We start from the raw sequence: 16,897 nt of genomic DNA on the forward strand, positions 1-16,897 counted from the left end.
GGTGGGGGCCGGCGGGGCGGCCAAGGTCGAACGTTCCCGGAGGCAAGGTGCCTTCCGATTCAATATGGCACCGGGCGCCAATGCTTTCAAAGCGCTGGCGCCATTTTCGAGAGCGCTGAAAACGCGGCGCAGCCCTGCTCCGGACGCGCGAACGGCCCCTCGCCGAGGGGCCGCTGGAGAGTGGCGGGCAGATGCGTCGGCGACCCGGCGGATCGCCGGCCGGTCAGATCTCTTCGACCTTTTCCGGCGGCACGAGGTTCTCGAGGCCGCGCAGCAGGTCTTCTTCCGACATCTGGTCGAAGGCGATCTCGCCGTCGTCCTCGGCCGCGGCCTGGTTGCCGATGAGCGCCACCGGCTCCTGCTCGGGCTCGTCGACCTCGACGTACTTCTGCAGCGAGTGGATCAGGTCCTCTTTCAGGTCCTGGGTCGAGACCGTGGTCTCGGCGATCTCGCGCAGCGCGACGACCGGAAACTTGTCGTTGTCGCGGTCGACGGTGAGCGGCGAGCCGGCCGACAGCATGCGGGCACGGTGGCTCGCGAGCAGCACGAGTTCGAATCGGTTCTCGACCTTGTCGATGCAGTCTTCGACGGTTACGCGGGCCATGGTCGGTCTTCTCCTTCGGCTGCCACCCTCGGCGCGACGTCTCGCGCGGGCGATGCTGCCCTGTCGGCGGACGCGCAGCGCGCCGTCACCGACGGGGCTTTCATACGACAACCGTCCTGTGGAAACAAATTTTTGAACAGCAAATCCACCGGCTTGCCTGTTCGCGGTCGCACCAGCACATAAATCCGCCTCGACAAGAATGCAAGAGTATCCTAGTTCTCGCGGCACTGAGATCACGCCTGTTCGTCAAATCGTTCAATCAGTTGCATTAAGTTTCTGAGTTGTTTCCGAGGCGATGCCGGTGTGAGGGAAACGGTGGCGCCGGCCCGGCGCCGTTCACACAAACCCTGAAAAACGAGGAATGACAAAACAAGGAGACGGATGCGATCGCGATGCGGAAGCCCATTCCCCGCGGTGCAAGACGGCTTGGCGACGGCTCGAAGCGAGACGGGCACCATGACTTCCGGAACAACGGGAGCGGGCCCGACGGCGGGACAGCGCAATGCACGGAATGACGACAGCACGACTACAAGAGCCGAAAAATTGCTGTACACTGTTCCCTGTGTTTCGATGACCCTCTTTGCTTTCGACCGATAATCAAAAGAATCGAACGTTCGATTAGCCAACCTGACAATTGCACGCTTCGATCCATGTTTTGATCGAAAAGGCTTTGAAATGTTTGACGAAAGAGAAAAGATTGCCCTGTTTATCGATGGAGCCAATCTGTACGCGACCGCCCGCGCGCTCGGATTCGACATCGACTACAGGCGCCTCCTGAAGGAATTCGGCTCCAAGGGGTATCTTCTGCGTGCGCTGTATTACACCGCGCTGGCTGAAGATCAGGAATACTCTTCGATCCGCCCGCTGATCGACTGGCTGGACTACAACGGCTACAAGGTCGTCACCAAGCCGACCAAGGAGTTCTACGACGCCAGCGGCCGCCGCAAGGTCAAGGGCTCGATGGACATCGAGCTCGCGGTCGACGCGATGATGCTGGCCGAGTACGTCGACCATCTGGTGCTGTTCTCCGGCGACGGCGACTTCCGCTCGCTGGTCGAAGCGGTGCAGCGCAAGGGCCGCAAGGTCAGCGTCGTCTCGACGCTGCAGACGCAGCCGGCGATGGTCGCCGACGAGCTTCGCCGCCAGGCCGACCACTTCATCGACCTCGCGACGCTGTCGACGCGCATCGGCCGCGATCCGCAGGAACGCGCGATGCGGCCCGAGCGGACCGTGCGGATTTCGGCGAACGGTGACGACGGCGACGATGGCTGAAGTTACGGGCGGAATCGGTCACGGGCCCGTCGAACCGGGTCGTGACTGCCCGCTCTGTCCGCGCCTCGTCGACTTCCGACGGAAGCATCGCGCCCTCGAACCCTCCTGGCACAATGCGCCGGTGCCGAGCTTCGGCAGCGATGACGCACGCCTGCTGATCGTCGGCCTCGCGCCGGGCCTGCGCGGTGCCAACCGAACCGGCCGGCCGTTCACCGGCGATTTCGCCGGCGACCTGCTCTACGAGACGCTGGGCGAGTTCGGTTTTGCGCAGGGCAGCTATGCGGCGCGGCCGGACGACGGGCTGAGGCTGGTCGGCGCCATGCTGACCAACGCCGTGCGCTGCGTGCCGCCCGAGAACAAGCCGGTCGGCGCCGAGATCGCGACCTGCCGCACCTTCCTGTCGGCGACCATCGCCGGGCTGCCGCGGCTCGCCGTGCTGGTGGCGCTCGGACGCATCGCGCATGAGTCGACGCTGAGGGCGCTGGGCGCCCGGCAGGCGGCGCATCCGTTCGTGCACGGCGCCATGCACCGGATCGCCGGACCGCACGGCCCCCTGGTGCTTGCCGACAGCTATCATTGCTCGCGCTACAACACGAACACCGGACGGCTGACGCCGGCGATGTTCAAGTCGGTGTTCGCCGCGGTGCGGGCGGAGCTCGATCGCGGCGCGTGAAACCGACGTTCCAAAGAAAAAGGCCGGCCGGGTGATGAACCCGGTCGGCCTTTTTGCATTCGGTCCGATGCTGTCCGGCCCCTGCCCTCAGTGGGCGAGGATCGCCAGCAGCAACAGGGCGACGATGTTGGTGATCTTGATCGCCGGGTTCACGGCCGGGCCGGCGGTGTCCTTGTAGGGGTCGCCGACGGTGTCGCCGGTGACGGACGCCTTGTGCGCTTCCGAGCCCTTCATGTGGCGGACGCCGTCCTTGTCGACGAAGCCGTCCTCAAAGCTCTTCTTCGCGTTGTCCCAGGCACCGCCGCCCGAGGTCATCGAGATGGCGACGAACAGGCCGTTGACGATGACGCCGAGCAGCGAGGCGCCCAGCGCCGCGAAGGCCGAGGCCTTGGAGCCCGAAATCGCCAGCACGCCGAAGTAGACGACGACCGGCGCCAGCACCGGCAGCAGCGAGGGGATGATCATTTCCCGGATCGCCGCCTTGGTCAGCATGTCGACCGCCCGGCCGTAGTCGGGCCGCTCGGTGCCTTGCATGATGCCGGGCTTCTCGCGGAACTGCCGGCGGACTTCCTCCACCACCGCACCGGCGGCGCGGCCGACGGCGGTCATCGCGATGCCGCCGAACAGGTAGGGGATCAGGCCGCCGAAGATCAGGCCGGAGACGACGTAGGGGTTGGAGAGGTCGAAGTTCACCGGGCCCATGTCGGCGAAATAGGGATAGGTCTCGCCGTTGGCCGCGAAGAAGGCGAGGTCGTTCGCATAGGCGGCGAACAATACCAGCGCGCCGAGACCGGCCGAGCCGATCGCGTAGCCCTTGGTGACCGCCTTCGTGGTGTTGCCGACCGCGTCGAGCGCGTCGGTGGTGTGGCGCACGTCCTTCGGCAGGCCGGCCATTTCGGCGATGCCGCCGGCGTTGTCGGTGACCGGGCCGAAGGCGTCGAGGGCCACGATCATGCCGGCAAGGCCGAGCATGGTCGTCACCGCGATCGCGGTGCCGAACAGGCCGCCGAGCTGGAAGGTCGAGATGATGCCCGCGATGATGACGATCGCCGGCAGGGCGGTCGATTCCAGCGACACCGCGAGGCCTTGGATCACGTTGGTGCCGTGGCCGGTGACGGAGGCCTGGGCGATCGAGACCACCGGGCGCTTGCCGGTGGCGGTGTAGTACTCGGTGATCCAGACGATCAGGCCGGTTACGGCGAGGCCGACGAGACCGCAGAGGAACAGTGCCGTGCCGGTGACCGGAACGCCGTTCTCGGTGCCGATCTCGCCCCAGCCGACGAGGGCGTGGGTGGCGAGCGCGAGGCCGCCGATCGAGAGCAGGCCGGTGGCGATTAGGCCCTTGTAGAGCGCTCCCATGATCGAGTTGTTGCGGCCGAGCTTGACGAAGAAGGTGCCGGCGATCGAGGTGACGATGCAGGCGCCGCAGATCGCGAGCGGATAGACGATCGCGGACTCGAGGATCGGCTGGCCGGCGAAGAAGATTGCCGCGAGTACCATGGTCGCGACCACGGTCACGGCATAGGTCTCGAAGAGATCCGCGGCCATGCCGGCGCAATCGCCGACGTTGTCGCCGACGTTGTCGGCGATGGTGGCGGGGTTGCGCGGATCGTCCTCGGGAATGCCGGCCTCGACCTTGCCGACGAGATCGCCGCCGACGTCGGCGCCCTTGGTGAAGATGCCGCCGCCGAGGCGGGCGAAGATCGAGATCAGCGAGGCGCCGAAGCCGAGCGCCACCAGCGCATCGATCACGACGCGGTCGTTCGGGGCGTAGCCGAGGAAGCTGGTCAGGACGAGGTAGTAGACGGTGACGCCGAGCAGCGCGAGGCCGGCCACCAGCATGCCGGTGATGGCGCCCGCCTTGAAGGCGATGTCGAGGCCGCCGGCGAGGCTGACGCTCGCCGCCTGCGCGGTGCGCACGTTGGCCCGCACGGACACGTTCATGCCGATGAAGCCGGCGGCGGCCGACAGGATCGCGCCGACCGCGAAGCCGATCGCGACCAGCAGCGACAGCAGCCAGACGAGAAGAACGAAGATCAGGACGCCGACGATGGCGATGGTGGTGTACTGCCGCGACAGATAGGCCTGCGCGCCTTCCTGGATGGCGCCGGCGATCTCCTGCATGCGCCGGTTTCCGGCGTCGGCGGAGAGCACCGATGACGTTGCCCAGGCCCCGTAGGCGATCGAAAGCAATCCGGCCAGAATGATCGGATACAGTGGATTCATGTTCCCTTCCCTCTCCCTTCATGAACCCCGAAAGCCGTCGGGGTCCGCTGGGCGCTGCCGGCTGTTTTGTGATTTATGAGCAAGGCGCTGGGCGCTTGCCGCCGGTCGCGAGACATGCACGGTATCGGAGGGAAGTCGGCCGTCAAGCGCAGATGCGGCGGGCTGCCGCATCTGCTGCGAAAGTGGAAAACGCGGGCGCTGCGAGCCGGCTCAGGCGAGGCCGCCGCGGCGGCGCAGCAGGGTATGGACGGCGAGCAGCGCGAGGCAGAGGGCGACCACGGGGAAGACGATCATGTTGATCGCGTCCCAGCCCTGGCCGACGAGGATCTTGCCCGACGAGAAGGACGCGGCCGCGACCGTGCCGAACAGCAGGAACTCGTTGCCCGCCTGCACCTTCGCCGCCTCCTCGGGCCGGTAGGAATCCGCCACCATCGCGGTGCCACCGACGAAGCCGAGATTCCAGCCGATGCCGAGCAGGATCAGCGCGGTCCAGAAGTGGAAGAGCTCGGTGCCCGACAGGGCGACCACCGCCGAGAGCCCGATGATGACGAGCCCGGCGCCCGCCATCAGTTCCTTGCCGAAGCGCGCGATCAGGCTGCCGGTGAAGAAGCTCGGCGCGAACATCGCGATGACGTGCCACTGAATCGCCAGCGCCGCGTCGTCGTGGCCGTGATGGTGGTGGATCATGGCGAGCGGCGTCGCCGTCATGACGAGACTCATCAGCGCGTAGGACGCGACGGCGCAGGCGAGCGCGACGAGGAAGGCCGGCTTCAGCATGATCTCGGCCAGCGGCCGGCCTGAGGTGTCGCCGGGGCGCCACGGGGCGGGCCGCGGGATCGCGAGCGTCGAGATCACCGTCATGCCGATGAGGCCGAGCAGGATCACCAGGAGATAGGTGCCGGCGTAGTCGGCGCCCGGCACCAGGTGATGGCCGAAGATGATCGCCTGCGGCCCGACCACGCCGGTGAAGACGCCCCCGGCCAGCACCCAGGAGATCGCCTTCGGGCGGAACTCGCGCGGCGAGGCGTCGGCGGCGGCGAAGCGGTACTGCTGCACGAAGGCGTTGCCCATGCCGCCGATGAGCTGGGCGAGTGTGAACAAGAGGAACGAGCGGGCGAAGATCGCGGCGGTGCCGAGCACGCCGGCGACGACGGTGCAGCAGCCGCCGGCAAGGAAGCCGGCGCGGCGGCCGACGCGCGCCATCAGCAGGGCAGCCGGGATCGAGGTCAGCGCGCTGCCGAGCACGAAGGCGGTGACGGGGAGCGTCGCCAGCGACTTGTCGGCGCCGAGCAGCGAGGAGCCGAGGATGCCGCCGAGGCCGATCGCGATTGGCGCCACGGCGCCACCCGTCGCCTGCGCCGCCGACAGCGTCAGCGCGGCGCGGCGGCCGGCGGCGAGCGTCGGCTCCGGGGTGGCGGCAGTTCCGATCGTGGCGGTCGTGGTCATGGTGCTCTCCGGCCGGGAGATCGTCCGGCGGCGGCTAGAAGTGGCTGAAGGAACCGGGGCCGAGATCGAGCGGCATTCCGTCCGGGCCGGTAACGGTGAGGCCCTGCCCCGCCGTGACCCGGCCGATGATCGTGACCGGTACGCCGACGGCCTCGCCGGCCGCGACCAGCGCTGCCGCCGACGACGGCGCCGCGGCGAGTGCGAGTTCGTAGTCGTCACCGCCGGTGAGCGCCACGGCGAGCAGGTCCGGGTCCGCGAGGCAGGCGGCGCGGGCCGCCGGCGACAGCGGCACCCGCGCCGCCTCGATCTCGATCGCCACGCCCGACACCGCGGCCATCTTGGCGAAATCACCGGCGAGGCCGTCGGAAATGTCCATGCCGGCGCTCGCGTGCTGGCGCGCCGCCGCGGCGAGCACCATCCGCGGCTGCGGCAGCAGGTAGCGGGCGAGGAGATGCTCGCGGTCGGCCTCCAGAAGGCGAAGGCGCCCGGCGAGCTCCGGATCGAGGCGCAGGCGCAGGCCGAGCGCGGCGTCGCCGATGGTTCCGGTGACGAGGACGAGGTCGCCGACGCGGGCGCCGCCGCGGCGGACCATGCAGCCGTGCGGCACGCTGCCGATCGCCGTCACCGACAGCGTCAGCCGTTCGGGCGCGCGCACGGTGTCGCCGCCGAGCAGCGTGAGGCCGTAGTCGGCCTGGTCGGCGGCGAGGCCCCGCGTGAAGCGGGCGAGATAGTCCTCGGTCCAGCCATCGGGCAGGCCGAGGCCGAGCAGGTAGACGAGCGGCGTCGCGCCCTTGGCGGCGAGGTCGGAGAGATTGACCCGCAGCGCCTTCTGCGCGATCGCCTCCGGCGGGTCGTCGGCGAAGAAATGGATGCCGGCGACGAGGGCGTCCTTGGTGAGGACGAGGTCGCAATCCTCCGGCGGGCTGAAACTGGCGGCGTCGTCGCCGAGGCCGAGCGCGCCGGTGCCGGCGAGCGGGGCGAGATAGCGGGCGATCAGGCCGGCTTCGGAGAGCCGGTCCGCGGGCCCGCCGTCGCTCACGGCCGCTCGCGCGGCGCGGTGCCGCCGAGTTCGTCAGGACGAACGTCGCGGCCGATGCGGTCGAGCACGCCGTTGACGAGCTTGGGCTCGTCGTCCTCGTAGAAGGCGCGGGCGACGTCGATGTATTCGGAGATGATGACGCGGGCCGGCACGTCGGCGCGGCGCAGCAGCTCGAAGGTGCCGCAGCGCAGGATCGCGCGCAGCGTGGCGTCGACGCGCTTCAGCGGCCAGTCCTCGACCAGCGCGGTGTGGACCAGCGGATCGATCGCGCGCTGCTCGTCGACGACACCGGCGACCACCGACCGGAAGAACGCCGGGTCGGCGGCGCGATAGGACACGCCGTCGATGTCCTTGCCGAGCCGGTGCTGCTCGAACTCGGCGACCACCGACAGGATGTCGTCGCCGCCGATCTCAAGCTGGTAGAGCGCCTGCACGGCGAAAAGCCGGGCCGCGCCGCGCTGGTTGGCGGGCTTCGGCTCGGTTCGTCCAGCCTCAGTTCGTGACGATTCCGGGCGTTCGATCGGTGCGGCGGCCATGGCGGTCAGGATCCGAACTTGGTCCGGAGGTCGATCATGGCGAGCGCGGCCTTCGCGGCGCCGCCGCCCTTGTTCTTTTCCGAGCGGTTGGCGCGGGCCCAGGCCTGCGCTCCGTTCTCGACCGTCTGGATGCCGTTGCCGAGCGCGAGGCTCTCGCTGACGACGACGTCCATGATGGCGCGGGCCGACTCGTTGGCGACGATGTCGTAATGGGTGGTTTCGCCGCGGATGACGACGCCGAGCACGACGTAGCCGTCATAGTCGGCTTCGCCGGCGTCGACCGCGTCGAGCGCCATCGACAGCGCGGCGGGAATCTCGAGCACACCCGGGACCGAGACGCGCTCGTAGGTCGCGCCGGCGGCCTCGATCACCTCGAGGGCCCCGGCGGCGAGTTCATCGGCGAGATCCACGTAGAAACGGGCCTCGATCACGAGGATATGGGGAGCCGCTGCGGCCATGAGGTGCTGCCTTTTCGGGTTCGCGCTCGGTGCGGTGGAGAGACCACGGGGGCGCGGCTTTGTCCAGAGCCGCGGGCATGTGCCGGCGGCAGGCCGGCCATGCGGTTTTCCTCCCGGAGATCAGGCGGCGGCGGGCAGCCCGCCGCTCTCGACGAGACGGGCGAGGTAGCGCGCCATCATGTCGATCTCGAGGTTGATCCGGTCGCCGACCTTCGACGCGCCCCAGGTGGTGACGGTCAGCGTGTGCGGGATCAGCATCACCGAGAAGCGGTTGCCCTCCACGGTGTTGACGGTGAGCGAGGTGCCGTCGAGCGTCACCGAGCCCTTGGCGGCGATGAAGCGCGCCAGCGCGGCCGGTGCCTCGAAGGTGAGGCGCGCCATGTCGCCGACGTTGTCGCGGGCGACCAGCGTCGCAACGCCGTCGACGTGGCCGGTGACGAGGTGGCCGCCGAGTTCGTCGCCGACCTTCAGCGCCCGCTCGAGGTTGATGCGGGTGCCGGCACGCCAGTCGGCCATCGTGGTCTTGGCGAGGGTCTCGTCGGAGGCTTCCATGTCGAACCAGTGCCGCGCGGGATCGGCGGCGATGCCGGTGCCCTTTTCCACCACGGTGAGGCAGGCGCCGGCGCAGGCGATGGAGGCGCCGAGGTCGATGCCTTCCGGCGCGTAGACGGTGGCGATGCGCAGGCGGACGCCGGTCGAGCGCGGCTCGATCGCGACGATCTCGCCGACGTCGGAAATGATGCCGGTGAACATCGGGTCACTCTCCCTTGAGAAACGACGGACGAACGTAGCGGGTCATGAGGTCGTCGCCCAGCCGGCGCCGCTCGGCGGCGACGAGGCCGCCCGGGCCGGTTTCCGGCGTCGGACCCGGGAAGGCGACGACCGGGTCGGCGCCGACGACGAAGGGCGTGCGCACGATGACGGCCTCGTCGACGAGATCCGCTTCGAGCAGCCCCGCGGCGAGCCGGGCGCCGCCTTCGACCATGATGCGGCCGAGCCCGTGCTGGGACAACTGGAACAGCACGTCGGCAAGGTCGATGCGGCCGGCGAGCCGGTCGGCGACGCGGATCGCGACGCCGGCCTCGAACAGCGCGGCGACGCGCTCCGGCGGAGCATCGGAGCCGACGAAGACCATGACCGGGTGCTCCCTTGCCGACCGCACCAGAAAGGACGTCACCGGTAGCGCCGCCTCGGCGTCGATCACGACGCGCACCGGCGTGCGATCCATCATGCCGGGCAGCCGGCAGGTGAGTTGCGGGTCGTCGGCGAGCGCGGTGCCGATGCCGACGAGGATGGCGTCGTGCTCGGCGCGCATGACGTGGGCATAGGCGCGCGACAGCGCCCCGGAGATCGGCACCTGGCCGGCGCCCTGGCGGCCGATGGCGCCGTCGGCGGAGACGGCGAACTTCAGGCAGACGTGCGGCCGGAACCGGGTGACGCGCGAGAGATGCCCGGCGTGCGCGAGACTGGCGGCCGCGGCGAGCACGCCGGTGGTGACCGGGATGCCCGCGGCGGCGATGCGGGCGTGGCCGGCATCGGCGACGCGCGGATCAGGATCCGACATCGCGGTGACGACGCGGCCGACGCGGGCCGTGATCAGCGCATCGGCGCAGGGCGGGCCGCGGCCAACGTGGGCACAGGGCTCGAGCGTGACGTAGGCGGTGGCGCCGCGGGCCGCCTCCCCCGCCTCGGCGATCGCGACCGCCTCGGCGTGCGGGCGCCCGCCGTGGCCCGTGACGCCGCGGCCGACGACGACGGGAACACCGCCGATGGTCTGCACCAGGATCGCGCCGACGGAGGGGTTGGGCCAGGTGAGGCCCTGATTGCGCCAGCCGAACGCCAGCGCCGCTGCCATGAAGCGGCGGTCGCGCTCGACGTCCGCGGGCGTCCCGACGCCGCCGCGCAGCGCACCGGCTGGGGCCTTCATGTCACTCAGGATCCCGCTTGGCCTCGCGGATCGCGGCGATCGCCTGCGGATCGCCGGTCAGCTCGTCGAGAAGCGCCTCGAAGTCCTTCGCTTCCCGGAAGTTCCGGTAGACGGAGGCGAAGCGCACATAGGCGACGTCGTCGAGGCTTTTCAAGCCCTCCATGACGAGCTGGCCGATTTCCTCGGCCGTCACCTCGTTTTCGCCGATGCTCTCGAGCTGGCGGACGATGCCGCTCACCATGCGCTCGATGCGTTCGGGATCGACCGGGCGCTTGCGCAGCGCGACCTGGACCGAGCGGATCAGCTTGTCGCGGTCGAAGGGAACCCGGCGGCCGGAGCGCTTCAGGACGACGAGCTCGCGCAGTTGCACGCGCTCGAAGGTCGTAAAGCGGCCTCCGCAGGCGGAGCAGACGCGCCGCCGGCGGATCGCCGTGTTGTCTTCGGTGGGCCGCGAGTCCTTGACCTGGGTTTCATCACCGCCGCAATACGGGCATCGCATTCGGCGGTCTCCCAGGAATCTCCGACCTTACGAGTAGATCGGGAAGCGGTCCGTCAGAACCTTGACCTTGGCCTTGACCGCCTCTTCAACAGCGCCGTTCCCTTCCTCGCCATTCGCCTTGAGTCCGTCAAGGACTTCGATGATCAGCTCACCGATTTCCTTGAACTCGGCGAGGCCGAAGCCGCGCGAGGTGCCGGCGGGGGTGCCGAGGCGGATGCCCGAGGTGATGGTGGGCTTGGCCGGGTCGAACGGCACGCCGTTCTTGTTGCAGGTGATGTGCGCGCGGCCGAGCGACTGCTCCACGGCCTTGCCGGTCAAGTCCTTCGGACGCAGGTCGACCAGCATCAGGTGGTTGTCGGTGCCGCCCGAGACGATATCGACGCCGCCGCGACGCAGGGTTTCGGCAAGGATGCGCGCGTTCTCGATCACGCCCTTGATGTAGAGCTTGAAGTCGGGCTGCAGCGCTTCACCGAAGGCGACCGCCTTCGCCGCGATGACGTGCATCAGCGGGCCGCCCTGCAGGCCGGGGAACACGGCCGAGTTGATCTTCTTGGCGATGTCCTCGTCGTTGGTCAGCACGAGGCCGCCGCGCGGGCCGCGCAGGGTCTTGTGCGTCGTCGAGGTGGCGACGTGGGCGTGCGGGAACGGGCTCGGGTGCAGGCCGGCCGCGACGAGGCCCGCGAAGTGGGCCATGTCGACGAGGAAGAAGGCGCCGACTTCGTCGGCGATGGTGCGGAACGCCTCGAAGTCCCAGATGCGGCTATAGCCCGAACCGCCGGCGATGATGATCTTCGGCTTGTGCTCACGGGCGAGCGAGGCGACCTGGTCCATGTCGATGCGCTGGTCCTGCTGGCGCACGCCGTAGTGGATGGCGTTGAACCACTTGCCCGACATGTTGGGCTTCGCGCCGTGGGTCAGGTGACCGCCCGAGGCGAGGTCGAGGCCGAGGATGGTGTCGCCGGGCTTCGCGAGCGCGAGGAAGACGGCCTGGTTGGCCTGACTGCCCGAGTTCGGCTGGACGTTGGCGAACTTGCAGCCGAACAGCTTGGTGACGCGGTCGATCGCGAGGTTCTCGGCAATGTCGACGAACTGGCAGCCGCCGTAGTAGCGCCGGCCCGGATAGCCCTCGGCGTACTTGTTGGTCATCACCGAACCCTGCGCCTCGAGCACCGCCTTCGAGACGATGTTCTCCGACGCGATCAGTTCGATCTCGTGCTGCTGACGACCGAGTTCCTTGGCAATCGACGAGGCGATTTCCGGATCCGACTCGGCCAGCGAGCCCGTGAAGAAGGTCGGGAACAGGCCGCTCGCGGCGCTTTCGGTCATGGACATGCGTGGCTTCCGTCTGTTCAAGGTCGATGCCGTTCGTCGCCGGCCGGCTTCGCACATCGGAGGCGAGCGGGGCCGGAGACCGGTGAATCCGCACTTAGCATGGACTTTCGTCGCGGAACAACGGCAACACCGTCGCACCCTCGGAACGCCGCCGACATGGGCGGTGCACCCGCCGGGGCGATCGGCCGCCCTGCCCCGCCGGCCTTGCGCCGTCAGACCTTGCCTTCGCGCTGCCGGCGCATCTCCAGCTTGCGCAGCGCGAGGCGCTGCAGATCGGATTGCGGCGTCGCCGCCGGGCCGAGAACCACGGCTTCGAGCCCGCTCGCCGCGTCGATCGCGGTCACCTTGACCTGGCGGCCGACGACCACGAACTCGAAATAGACATCGCCCCCGGTGCCGGCCATGCGCCGTCCCTTTCGTTGTCGCCGCCGCACCGCTTTGCCGGCGCAGCGAAACAGTTTCGCCCTGGCGACCGGGCCGCGCAAGCACCCGGCCCCGCCCTGCACCGCGTGTCGGACGCCCTTTCCGCCGATAGCGCATCCGGCGGCGGAGCGCCACCGCAGAGCGGCGGCGACGCAGGGGCCGAAACGAAAACGGCCCCGCCTTGGAGGCGGGGCCGCTTGCAATGATTGTTCTCGAAGTCGCGTGCGCTCAGCGCAGCGCCACGTCGATGCCGTCGCGCTGGTAGATGTCGTCGCGGAACTGCACGACGCCGTCCGAGTTCGCCCAGGCGGTGACGTAGGTGAAGTAGAGGTTGACCGTGTCGGCCACCGACGCGTCGAGCCGCTCGCCCGAGCGCAGCGCCTCCTCGATGCGGTTGCGACCCCATTCCGGCGTGTTGCGCAGGATCCAGGAGACGTACTCGCGCACGTTCTGGACACGGACGCAGCCGGAGGATTCGAAGCGGTAGTTGGCGCCGAACAGCGTCTTCGACGGCGTGTCGTGCATGTACACGCCCTCGGGGCTCGGGAAGTCGATCTTCACCGCGCCCATCGAGTTGAGCTCGTTCGGCTCCTGGCGGAACATGTACTTCGCGGCTTCCTCGGTGCTCCAGTCGATCGTCGTCGGATCGATCTCGGTCTGGCCCTGGAAGATGCGGATCTGGTAGCGCGCGAGGTAACCCGGGTCCTTGCGGACCATCGGGATGATGTCCTTCTTGATGATGCTGACCGGCGCGGTCCAGTAGGGGTTGAACCGGATCGTGGTGATCTTGGTCGTCAGCAGCGGCGTCTGGCGGTCGATCTTGCCGACCACGGCAGCGTGGCGCGAGTGAATGATGCCGCCGTCGACGGTCTCGATCTCGGCCGCCGGCACGTTGGTGACCACGTAGCGATCGCCGAGGAAGCCCGACATCGCGCGGACGCGGATCAGGTTGGTCTCGAGCTGGCGCAGCCGCAGCTCGGCCGGCACGTTCATCATGGCGATGGTCTCGCCGTTCGGCGAGACGACGCCGTCGGCGCGGACGCCGTGGCGGGCCTGGAAGCGCTTGACGCCCTGGTCGACGAAGCTGTCGAAGGAATTCGGGTTGCCGCCCATCGGCGTCATGTCACCCGAAACTTCGAGGCGGCGGCGCAGGATGGCGACGGCCGGGTCGCTCGCGCCGATCTTCAGCGTCTGCGAGACGGGCACCGTGGGCCAGCCGCCCGAATTGACGATCGCCCAGTAGTTCTGCAGCGCCTGCTCGACGTAGGCCGGCGTCTCGGAATTCAGCGACGGGCGATTGTTGGTGACCTGGGTCTGGAACGGGGTCGAGGCATCGAAGCCGTCGCGCCATTCCGTCTGGTCGAGCGCGAACTGCTGCGCGAGAGAGGGCGAGGCGACGAGGCTCGCGGCACCGCCCATGCCAATCAGCAGCGCGCGACGGGAAATGCCCCGGTCGGTGGCGGCAGATCCGGTGTCTGCAAGGCTTCGTATCTTCACGACGGAACTCCAGTGCTCGGTCCGCTCCGCACCCGGAACGCTGCAAGGTATAACGCGTGGCGCGGCGCAACAACTCGTTGGCGATCACAACGGCCTGAACAGGCTTCGTCCGGCGAACCGGCCCTTTCGACGCCCCGGCCCGAGGGCCGAAACGCGCCGACTGCCCGTCAACTCGGAGCGACGCTTCGAAGTTCCGGCAATCGACCGCGGATCAAGCAGGATTGGAACCCACTTTGGTTAATGGTCCGATACCGAAGGCGCCGAAGGCGCTGCCAGCCCAATGACGTTCCCGTCATTGCCCCTCGGCGATGGGCCGGCGCTCGCCGCGTCGTTTGCCGCCGTGATCGTGTTGTTCACCGCAATATGGGCGATTCATGTCAAAATCGAGGACGCAAGCATCGTCGATTACGTCTGGGGCCCGGGTTTCGTGCTCGCCGGCGCCGTCGCGGCGCTGACGATGGAGACGCGGACATGGGTCGCCGTCTCCCTGCTCGGCGCGGTGGCGCTGTGGGCGATCCGGCTCACCGTGCACCTCGTCGGACGGCATCAGGGCAGCGGCGAGGATCCGCGCTACCGCGCAATGCGGGAAGCCGGCGGCGCGACGTTCTGGCGGCGGGCGCTCTGGTCGGTGTTCTGGTTGCAGGCGGTAATCCTGTGGCTGCTGGCGCTGCCGCTGGTCGCGAGCTTCCGCTGGGCGGCGGCCGAGCCGGTCACGGCGGCGGTCATCGCCGGTTTTGCGCTGTTTGCCGCCGGTCTCGTCATCGAGACGGTCGCCGACCGGCAACTCGCGACCTGGCGCCGCGATCCGCGCAACGCCGGCAAGCTGCTGACGCGCGGCCTGTTCGCCTGGAGCCGGCATCCGAACTATTTTGGCGAGGCGCTGCTCTGGTGGGGGATCGGGCTCGCGGCGGCGGGCATCACGCGCTCCGCCCTCCCCCTGCTGTCGCCGCTGGCGATCACCGCGCTGCTGCTGTTCGTTTCCGGGATCCCGCTCGTCGAACGGCGCATGGCTGCCGCGCGGCCGGACTATGCCGCCTGGCGCGCCGCGACCAGCCCTTTCGTGCCGATGCCGCCGCGGCTGTGGCGGGCGCTGCGCGGCAAGTAGCGCGCCGATCGCCCGCAACGCGACGCGGGCCGCCGCCGGTTTCCCGGCGCGGCCCGCTCGATGTCGTGATCGCCGCCGCAGGACGCGGCGGAGCGCTCAGAGGCGGTAGAGGATCTGGTCGGTCCAGAACCGCTCGAGGCGCTGCAGCGAGCGGTTCAGCTGCTGGAAGTCGCCGCGGGCGACGCCGCCGATCTGCTCGATCGACTGCATGTGGCGATTGTAGAGCTGCTCGATGATGTTGGCGACCTCCTGGCCCTTCGGGGTCAGGCTGACGCGCACCGAGCGGCGGTCCATCCGCGAGCGCTGGTGATGGATGTAGCCCATCTCCACCAGCTTCTTCAGATTGTAGGAGACGTTCGAGCCGAGGTAGTAGCCGCGGGTGCGCAGCTCACCGGCGGTGAGTTCGGCGTCGCCGATGTTGAACAGCAGCAGCGCCTGCACCGCGTTGACGTCGGTGCGGCCGGCCCGGTCGAATTCGTCCTTGATGACGTCGAGCAGCCGGCGATGCAGACGCTCCACGAGGCGCAGCGCCTCCATGTAGAGCGGCTGGATTTCCTGCGACTCCGGCGCCGGCGGAGCCTCCTGAACGCGCTTGGCGTTGATCATGACATCTGCCTCTCTGTCGAATTTTGCGCGGATCTTGCGTCCACATTGACGAGAAATGTAACGGAGAGGCTTGAATCCGACCTTAAAGACCAAGATGAAAAATGAATTAAATGCGAGTTTCAAATCCAGACGAGGCGTTAGTCTCTCTGTTAATCGAGAGTCTTCTTATGATTAATTTCTAAATTTCAAATAAAATTGTCAGGCCTCCTCAGACGAGCGGTCGACGAGGTAGGTGAATACGGCGTAAACGACGATCGATCCGACATGGAATCCGACCGTCAGCCATGCAAAGCCGAAGGTCTCGGGGAAAAGACCGTGCAGGGCGGACTCGGTGAGCGCCGCGATCAGCCAGACCACCGCGCCCCAGGAGGCGAGCAACCACAGGCCGACCGCCGCGACGAGATTGCAGACGGCGAAGAACACCGTCGCGACCTTGAACTCGACCGGCAGCGACAGGAAGCCGCCCCCCGGGGCGGCCGGGCCGAGGATGATGGCCCATTCGAGCAGGCCCGACGCGAGAAACACCAGCGCGAGCAGCCGGACGAAGATCGTCAGCAGCAGCCGCGGGTTGAAGCGGCCACCGGCCTCGGTCGCGGCCGAGCCGGTCATCGACATGGCATCGTCGTCGCGCATCCTGCCCGCCTTCGCTCGTTCCCGGCCGCGGCGCGGCCTCGCGGACCGTTTCTCGCCGATCCCGGCCCGGCTGTCGAGGCGACGGCGGCCGCGGCGCCCATCCGGCATCGCCCGACTGGCGAATCCACCCGGCGCACGCCACATGATGGCGACGGCCAAAGGCGGGAGCGCGAGGGGCGCATGACCTCGACATTACTTCGGCGACGGCGGGCAGGTCCGGGACGGGCAAGCTCCGCAACGGGCCTCGCCGTCTTGATCATCCTCGCGATCGTCGCCGCCGCCGCGCACGCGCCGGCGCTGGTGGCGGCGCGGCAGGTCGCATCGATAAGTTCCGCCGAGCCTTCGCCACCCCCGGCGGCCGCACATCGGCACGGTGATCCCGCCGCCGCACCGGCGACGCATGCCGGCGACTGCCACGGCGCCGACGCGGCCGAGCGGCTCACCTGCGCCGCGGTCTGTGCAGCCGCCTGTTTCGCCGGCCCGGTCTCGGCGCCGCCGTCCCTCGCCTTGCCGCCGCGGGCAGGAATGCCGGAGCGGGCCGGAGCGCCCGCGCTCCTTGCCGTCACCTCGCCGCCGGACCTGCCCCCTCCCCGCCGCATCGTCTGAACGTCCTCCCTCCGG

General features: G+C 68.7%; 18 protein-coding genes. 4 read left to right on the plus strand and 14 right to left on the minus strand.

Annotation, left to right across the window (positions count from 1 at the left end):
• Positions 1-223: 223 nt before the first annotated feature.
• Positions 224-604: a DNA-directed RNA polymerase subunit omega gene (gene rpoZ, locus I5731_RS19285; RefSeq protein ID WP_197313042.1), complete on the minus strand. Its 381-nt coding sequence runs from the start codon at positions 602-604 to the stop codon at positions 224-226.
• A gap of 675 nt (positions 605-1,279) precedes the next feature.
• Between rpoZ and I5731_RS19290 the strand changes: the two genes are divergently transcribed.
• Together I5731_RS19290 and I5731_RS19295 are read left to right on the plus strand one after the other, a co-directional pair.
• Positions 1,280-1,876, plus strand: coding sequence for a LabA-like NYN domain-containing protein (locus tag I5731_RS19290; protein WP_197313043.1), 597 nt, complete (start codon positions 1,280-1,282; stop codon positions 1,874-1,876).
• A complete protein-coding gene (locus I5731_RS19295) occupies positions 1,869-2,549 on the plus strand; it encodes a uracil-DNA glycosylase (protein WP_197313044.1) in 681 nt (226 codons plus the stop codon). Before I5731_RS19290 ends, I5731_RS19295 begins: the two co-directional genes overlap by 8 nt.
• 87 nt (positions 2,550-2,636) lie before the next feature.
• Here the strand turns inward: I5731_RS19295 and I5731_RS19300 are convergent, their stop codons facing one another.
• The 11 genes from I5731_RS19300 to I5731_RS19350 all read right to left on the minus strand — a co-directional run bounded on the left by I5731_RS19300 (position 2,637) and on the right by I5731_RS19350 (position 13,932).
• Positions 2,637-4,775, minus strand: coding sequence for a sodium-translocating pyrophosphatase (locus I5731_RS19300; RefSeq protein WP_197313045.1), 2,139 nt, complete (start codon positions 4,773-4,775; stop codon positions 2,637-2,639).
• Positions 4,776-4,985: 210 nt separating this feature from the next.
• Entirely contained in the window at positions 4,986-6,221 is a 1,236-nt protein-coding gene (locus I5731_RS19305; protein ID WP_197313046.1) for an MFS transporter, read from the minus strand.
• Positions 6,222-6,255: 34 nt separating this feature from the next.
• Positions 6,256-7,260, minus strand: a complete 1,005-nt coding sequence (thiL, locus tag I5731_RS19310; RefSeq protein ID WP_328839250.1) for a thiamine-phosphate kinase — start codon at positions 7,258-7,260, stop codon at positions 6,256-6,258.
• The gene (nusB, locus tag I5731_RS19315) at positions 7,257-7,796 is read right to left on the minus strand and encodes a transcription antitermination factor NusB (protein WP_197313047.1); all 540 of its coding nucleotides are present in this window, start codon (positions 7,794-7,796) and stop codon (positions 7,257-7,259) included. The genes thiL and nusB overlap by 4 nt, the downstream gene beginning before the upstream one ends.
• Positions 7,797-7,801: 5 nt before the next feature.
• The gene (gene ribH / locus I5731_RS19320; RefSeq protein ID WP_197313048.1) at positions 7,802-8,254 is read right to left on the minus strand and encodes a 6,7-dimethyl-8-ribityllumazine synthase; all 453 of its coding nucleotides are present in this window, start codon (positions 8,252-8,254) and stop codon (positions 7,802-7,804) included.
• A 120-nt stretch (positions 8,255-8,374) separates the two neighbouring features.
• A complete protein-coding gene (locus tag I5731_RS19325; RefSeq protein WP_197313049.1) occupies positions 8,375-9,007 on the minus strand; it encodes a riboflavin synthase in 633 nt (210 codons plus the stop codon).
• A gap of 4 nt (positions 9,008-9,011) precedes the next feature.
• Complete coding sequence (gene ribD, locus I5731_RS19330) at positions 9,012-10,181, minus strand: bifunctional diaminohydroxyphosphoribosylaminopyrimidine deaminase/5-amino-6-(5-phosphoribosylamino)uracil reductase RibD (protein ID WP_197313050.1); 1,170 nt, start codon at positions 10,179-10,181, stop codon at positions 9,012-9,014.
• Position 10,182: 1 nt separating this feature from the next.
• On the minus strand, positions 10,183-10,680 hold the full coding sequence (gene nrdR, locus I5731_RS19335; protein ID WP_197313051.1) for a transcriptional regulator NrdR: 498 nt from the start codon (positions 10,678-10,680) through the stop codon (positions 10,183-10,185).
• A 27-nt stretch (positions 10,681-10,707) separates the two neighbouring features.
• On the minus strand, positions 10,708-12,006 hold the full coding sequence (gene glyA / locus I5731_RS19340) for a serine hydroxymethyltransferase (protein WP_235981965.1): 1,299 nt from the start codon (positions 12,004-12,006) through the stop codon (positions 10,708-10,710).
• Between the two features lie 218 nt (positions 12,007-12,224).
• The gene (locus tag I5731_RS19345; protein ID WP_197313053.1) at positions 12,225-12,416 is read right to left on the minus strand and encodes a DUF6898 family protein; all 192 of its coding nucleotides are present in this window, start codon (positions 12,414-12,416) and stop codon (positions 12,225-12,227) included.
• A gap of 247 nt (positions 12,417-12,663) precedes the next feature.
• Positions 12,664-13,932, minus strand: a complete 1,269-nt coding sequence (locus tag I5731_RS19350; protein ID WP_328839252.1) for a L,D-transpeptidase family protein — start codon at positions 13,930-13,932, stop codon at positions 12,664-12,666.
• Positions 13,933-14,212: 280 nt separating this feature from the next.
• Here I5731_RS19350 and I5731_RS19355 point away from each other — a divergent pair, with 280 nt between their 5' ends.
• Positions 14,213-15,037, plus strand: coding sequence for a DUF1295 domain-containing protein (locus I5731_RS19355; protein WP_197313054.1), 825 nt, complete (start codon positions 14,213-14,215; stop codon positions 15,035-15,037).
• Between the two features lie 96 nt (positions 15,038-15,133).
• On the opposite strand, the gene ldtR is transcribed toward I5731_RS19355, so the two are convergent.
• The gene (gene ldtR / locus I5731_RS19360) at positions 15,134-15,643 is read right to left on the minus strand and encodes a transcriptional regulator LdtR (protein WP_197313055.1); all 510 of its coding nucleotides are present in this window, start codon (positions 15,641-15,643) and stop codon (positions 15,134-15,136) included.
• Between the two features lie 198 nt (positions 15,644-15,841).
• Positions 15,842-16,276 (minus strand): DUF6163 family protein, encoded by a 435-nt coding sequence (locus tag I5731_RS19365; RefSeq protein ID WP_197313056.1) that lies wholly within the window; start codon positions 16,274-16,276, stop codon positions 15,842-15,844.
• A gap of 252 nt (positions 16,277-16,528) precedes the next feature.
• Between I5731_RS19365 and I5731_RS19370 the strand changes: the two genes are divergently transcribed.
• Positions 16,529-16,882, plus strand: coding sequence for a hypothetical protein (locus I5731_RS19370; protein WP_197313057.1), 354 nt, complete (start codon positions 16,529-16,531; stop codon positions 16,880-16,882).
• The last annotated feature ends 15 nt before the right edge of the window (positions 16,883-16,897 follow it).

The sequence above is a fragment of the Methylobrevis albus genome, from assembly GCF_015904235.1.
GTDB lineage: Bacteria > Pseudomonadota > Alphaproteobacteria > Rhizobiales > Pleomorphomonadaceae > Methylobrevis_A > Methylobrevis_A albus.

Excerpts from the sequence above, each read along its gene's own strand:
- rpoZ (WP_197313042.1), bottom strand. The coding sequence starts at position 604 with ATGGCCCGCGTAACCGTCGAAGACTGCATCGACAAGGTCGAGAACCGA.
- I5731_RS19290 (WP_197313043.1), top strand. The coding sequence starts at position 1,280 with ATGTTTGACGAAAGAGAAAAGATTGCCCTGTTTATCGATGGAGCCAAT.
- I5731_RS19295 (WP_197313044.1), top strand. The coding sequence starts at position 1,869 with ATGGCTGAAGTTACGGGCGGAATCGGTCACGGGCCCGTCGAACCGGGT.
- I5731_RS19300 (WP_197313045.1), bottom strand. The coding sequence starts at position 4,775 with ATGAATCCACTGTATCCGATCATTCTGGCCGGATTGCTTTCGATCGCC.
- I5731_RS19305 (WP_197313046.1), bottom strand. The coding sequence starts at position 6,221 with ATGACCACGACCGCCACGATCGGAACTGCCGCCACCCCGGAGCCGACG.
- nusB (WP_197313047.1), bottom strand. The coding sequence starts at position 7,796 with ATGGCCGCCGCACCGATCGAACGCCCGGAATCGTCACGAACTGAGGCT.
- ribH (WP_197313048.1), bottom strand. The coding sequence starts at position 8,254 with ATGGCCGCAGCGGCTCCCCATATCCTCGTGATCGAGGCCCGTTTCTAC.
- I5731_RS19325 (WP_197313049.1), bottom strand. The coding sequence starts at position 9,007 with ATGTTCACCGGCATCATTTCCGACGTCGGCGAGATCGTCGCGATCGAG.
- ribD (WP_197313050.1), bottom strand. The coding sequence starts at position 10,181 with ATGAAGGCCCCAGCCGGTGCGCTGCGCGGCGGCGTCGGGACGCCCGCG.
- nrdR (WP_197313051.1), bottom strand. The coding sequence starts at position 10,680 with ATGCGATGCCCGTATTGCGGCGGTGATGAAACCCAGGTCAAGGACTCG.
- glyA (WP_235981965.1), bottom strand. The coding sequence starts at position 12,006 with ATGACCGAAAGCGCCGCGAGCGGCCTGTTCCCGACCTTCTTCACGGGC.
- I5731_RS19345 (WP_197313053.1), bottom strand. The coding sequence starts at position 12,416 with ATGGCCGGCACCGGGGGCGATGTCTATTTCGAGTTCGTGGTCGTCGGC.
- I5731_RS19355 (WP_197313054.1), top strand. The coding sequence starts at position 14,213 with ATGACGTTCCCGTCATTGCCCCTCGGCGATGGGCCGGCGCTCGCCGCG.
- ldtR (WP_197313055.1), bottom strand. The coding sequence starts at position 15,643 with ATGATCAACGCCAAGCGCGTTCAGGAGGCTCCGCCGGCGCCGGAGTCG.
- I5731_RS19365 (WP_197313056.1), bottom strand. The coding sequence starts at position 16,276 with ATGCGCGACGACGATGCCATGTCGATGACCGGCTCGGCCGCGACCGAG.